This is a genomic window from Polynucleobacter parvulilacunae, assembly GCF_018881715.1.
GTDB lineage: Bacteria > Pseudomonadota > Gammaproteobacteria > Burkholderiales > Burkholderiaceae > Polynucleobacter > Polynucleobacter parvulilacunae.
Genome location: NZ_JACVPW010000011.1, coordinates 1 through 3,566 on the forward strand (window position 1 = coordinate 1; position 3,566 = coordinate 3,566).

Below are 3,566 nucleotides of genomic sequence, written 5' to 3' on the forward strand. Positions count from 1 at the left end.
GGCAACTCAATGAACGCCCTAGAAAAACACTAAACTATCAAACACCGGCAGAACGTTTTGCCCTAACTGTTGCATCGACGGGTTGAAATCAAGACCCATAGCAGTCGTTCGCCAGGCAAAAGAAAACCTGCCGCAGCAGGTCTCTTTTTTAAGCTATTTCTAACTGAACCGTTATTACAAACCAACCATATACGTCGCCATCACAGTAGTTGTTTGAACTGCTTGGTATGGCTCTTGCCTGTAGATGCCAGTAACCCCTACTCGTTGATTCTTCTCAACATCATAGTAAGCGCCTACAGTAGCCGTTGGTCTGGTCTTCACTGGATTGGCATTGAAGTTCACTGGGGTTAAGCCATTGATGCCAGTAGCCGAGAAAGTGCCGTTGCTTGTATTGGCATCAGTCTCAACACCAGCACTTACAAATAACGTTGCCTTCGGAATAAACCTGTAGCTTGCTCCTAACCCTGCTAATGCAGTTGTAGCATTCGTATTGAGGGCCGAGTATGTAAGTGGTGCCGTAACTGTTGCGCTAGTACCTTCGGTATAGCCACCCATATTGTTCTGGGTATAACGAATGCCAATGTAAGGAGCAACAATTACGGTTTCAGTCACTCCAAAACCATACTTAGCCGTTACTTGGGCACCTTGACTGTTGAGTTGTGAAGAACCTGTGCCTGCCTCAGAAGTGCCCACTACCTGACGATTGATAGTTGCGTTTTTCTGTCCGTAGGCTGCAGATACCTTGACTTCAGTACCGGTGCCATCAAGACGCTCATTCCAAGCACCAAACAGGCCAATTAGCGGCGTGTTATTGCCAAGGTTAACCGTTGATCCAGCATTGTTTACTGATAGATTTTGATCAACGTACGCACCAATACGATAGTTTTGATGTGGACGATATGCTGCAATCAATAAACCGCTAGTGTTGTTCGGGCCATTGGCAGCAGATACTGCAGTGTTACGACCGCCTACTGAAATACAAACACCATTTTTACCAAACTCATTACAGTCATAAGCAAAGCTATTCGCTATAACAGAGTTTTGCAGTGTGTAGATGTTTTGTAGTGCCGATGCAGTATTTACTAAAGATTGCTGAGTGTCAGCAACGTTAGGAGTAAATACTAAATACACGTCATTGGCATCGTAAGTTAATCCATAACCCAACCTTGTGTAAGAAGAGAGGTTGGTTGTTAGATTACCAAATGAACCAGTGACCCCACCATTTGCGGTTAGTAAGGTGTACTTACCCGGCGCATAAGAACCAGAGGTAGCAGTTAGAGATAAACCACCAGCCAAAGAAGCTGCACCCAGAACCTTGAGTTGTTGAGAAGCGCTTGGAGCTAAATTCATCGCCAAATTACCAGTCGCTCCTTGGTTATAGCTATTAATGGTCACATTGCCGCTCTTGCCGGCGATGTTTAGCGTACCGTTATTGGCCACGCCACTCGATTGAGAAACTGAGCCAGCACCTGACAGCGCCAAAGTGGCACCACTATTAATTGTGGTTGATCCGGTATAAGCGTTTTCACCAGAGAACGTTACGGAACCGCCGCTACCACTATTGGTGATAGTCATCGAGCCTGGAGAGCTGGCAGAAGCATTTGAAATCACGCCAGTAAAGTTTGATGCGACACTATTTTGATCGATCACACCATTATTGCCATTAACAGTAAAGTTATTTGCAATATTGCCAGCCGAAGAGACTTGCAATGTGCCACCATCAAAGACAGGGTTTACTGTCGTGCCAAGATTGGAAGACTGATAGATAGTTCCTGCCCCAGTAATATTGGTTGCAACTGGTGGCGGAGGTGCGAGTGCAGCAACCACCAAATTCCAAGTTGTAGAGTTCGCACCAGCGATTAACTCCCACTTGTATGAGCTATTGAAGTTAGTCCAGGTATTGAAGATGGAGGAGTAATTTGTAATTCCAAGGCTATCTACACCCAACAGAACACCAGAATAAATGTTCGCTGACAAATTGGATAAAGAGGACACACCAAATGTAGTGGATCCAGTAATTCCAAGCCTTGCATCTAACGTTCCAAAACCAGTGGGAGTAATGATAATGTTGTAATTCGTTGGCATTACCCCGAAGTACTTAAGCCCACTTTGTGCGTTGTTCAGCGTTCCAATCGATGCACTACTTAAGCCATTATTGTTATTAATTCCACCTAGAGAACCGGTAAGGGTGCCCCAGTTAGTTATTTCATTAATACTTGCAGCAGTGGGACCATTATTGTGATTAAAGATCGCGAAATTGGCGCCAGAAATTACCCCATTAGTATTATTAACAATTGAGCCAATGGAGCCCCCATAGTTATCTAGTCCGTAACCATTTGTACCTGTACCGCCTGAGATTGTTCCGTTATTCACAATGGATCCAATCGTGCCTGCAGAATTATTTACACCTGCTCCAGTGGTGCCAGCAATATTTCCACTATTCGAAATCAAGGTGATGGCGCCTCCATCATTCATGATTCCAGTATCCCCGCGGATAATTCCCGTAGTGATACCGTTGCTTACGCCGTTAAATATTCCTGTCGTAGGATCTCCGGATACGCCAATTGTTCCTGAGTTATAAATTGCCTCAGCGTATGAATATGATGGACCTGGTCTTAAACCAAGAATCTGGCCATCATTCTGAATAAGCTTAACTACACTTCCCGATTGAGGGATATAAATGCCCTCTGCCCCACCACTAATTACACCTGCTGACAAGTTTTTGATTGCATCAATCTGAACGGTAGCAAAGCCAAAAGAATCAGATAATCGCAGCGCAACCCCGGGCGTAGTTGGATCGCTAGCCAAAATTTCTCCACTGTTAATTAGCATTCCAGCGGAAATGGTGCCCGGGTAATAAAACCCAAGGCTGAGCGCTGTTGTTGGGTTTGATGTATCGCCCGAGCTAATAACTCCATTGTTCGCTAGATTGCCAGACACCCAATAGTTATAAGTTGGGGTTGTGGTGTTAGCTATACACGACTCAGTTGACCCAATTACAGTATTGCCGACTGTTCCTAGATTCTGACAATCAATGGCAAGCGCGTTTTTAGTCAAATAAAGAAGAACTAAAAACGGCATAACAAATAATTTAAATTTCACCCTCTGAACCCTTGTAAATGTAGGGTTTAACTGTAGAGAAATTTGCGTTTCTGCTGTTTGATTTTTTACATGAATTGCGTCCAAAATTACATGTAATCCTGCTATTTACCTTGGGTATTTGTTGTGTGTAATATCTGCTCATGCCTACATCTACAGAACTAGTCAATTTCAATTGGTTACTAGAGGACTCCGAGCCAACATCGGAAACCTTGAACAACCAAGATATCCCTTGGACTGAGGCCCCAATACCAAAGCAAATTGGGGTGGGCGGATATGAAGGCTTGTTTCTAACCAATGACATTGTGATTTATCACTCCAACTTTCAATTCAATCCGAAAGTTAGTGGACAGTTGGTGCCTTTGGCTGCTGTAACAACTAAATTCAAAGAGCCAACACTAATGATCCAAACCCTCGCCAAGGGAAGAGTCATTCACAAAGATAAGTTATCTACTAATGATTTGATT

Annotated in this window: 2 protein-coding genes; one reads left to right on the forward strand and one right to left on the reverse strand. The window is 43.9% G+C overall.

The window, feature by feature from the left end; genetic code table 11:
- Positions 1 to 174: 174 nt before the first annotated feature.
- Complete coding sequence (locus ICN18_RS08445; protein ID WP_216190073.1) at positions 175 to 3,081, reverse strand: beta strand repeat-containing protein; 2,907 nt, start codon at positions 3,079 to 3,081, stop codon at positions 175 to 177.
- 161 nt (positions 3,082 to 3,242) lie between these two features.
- Between ICN18_RS08445 and ICN18_RS08450 the strand changes: the two genes are divergently transcribed.
- Positions 3,243 to 3,566 (forward strand): hypothetical protein (locus tag ICN18_RS08450; RefSeq protein ID WP_216190074.1); only part of this gene is annotated, 324 nt, incomplete at its 3' end.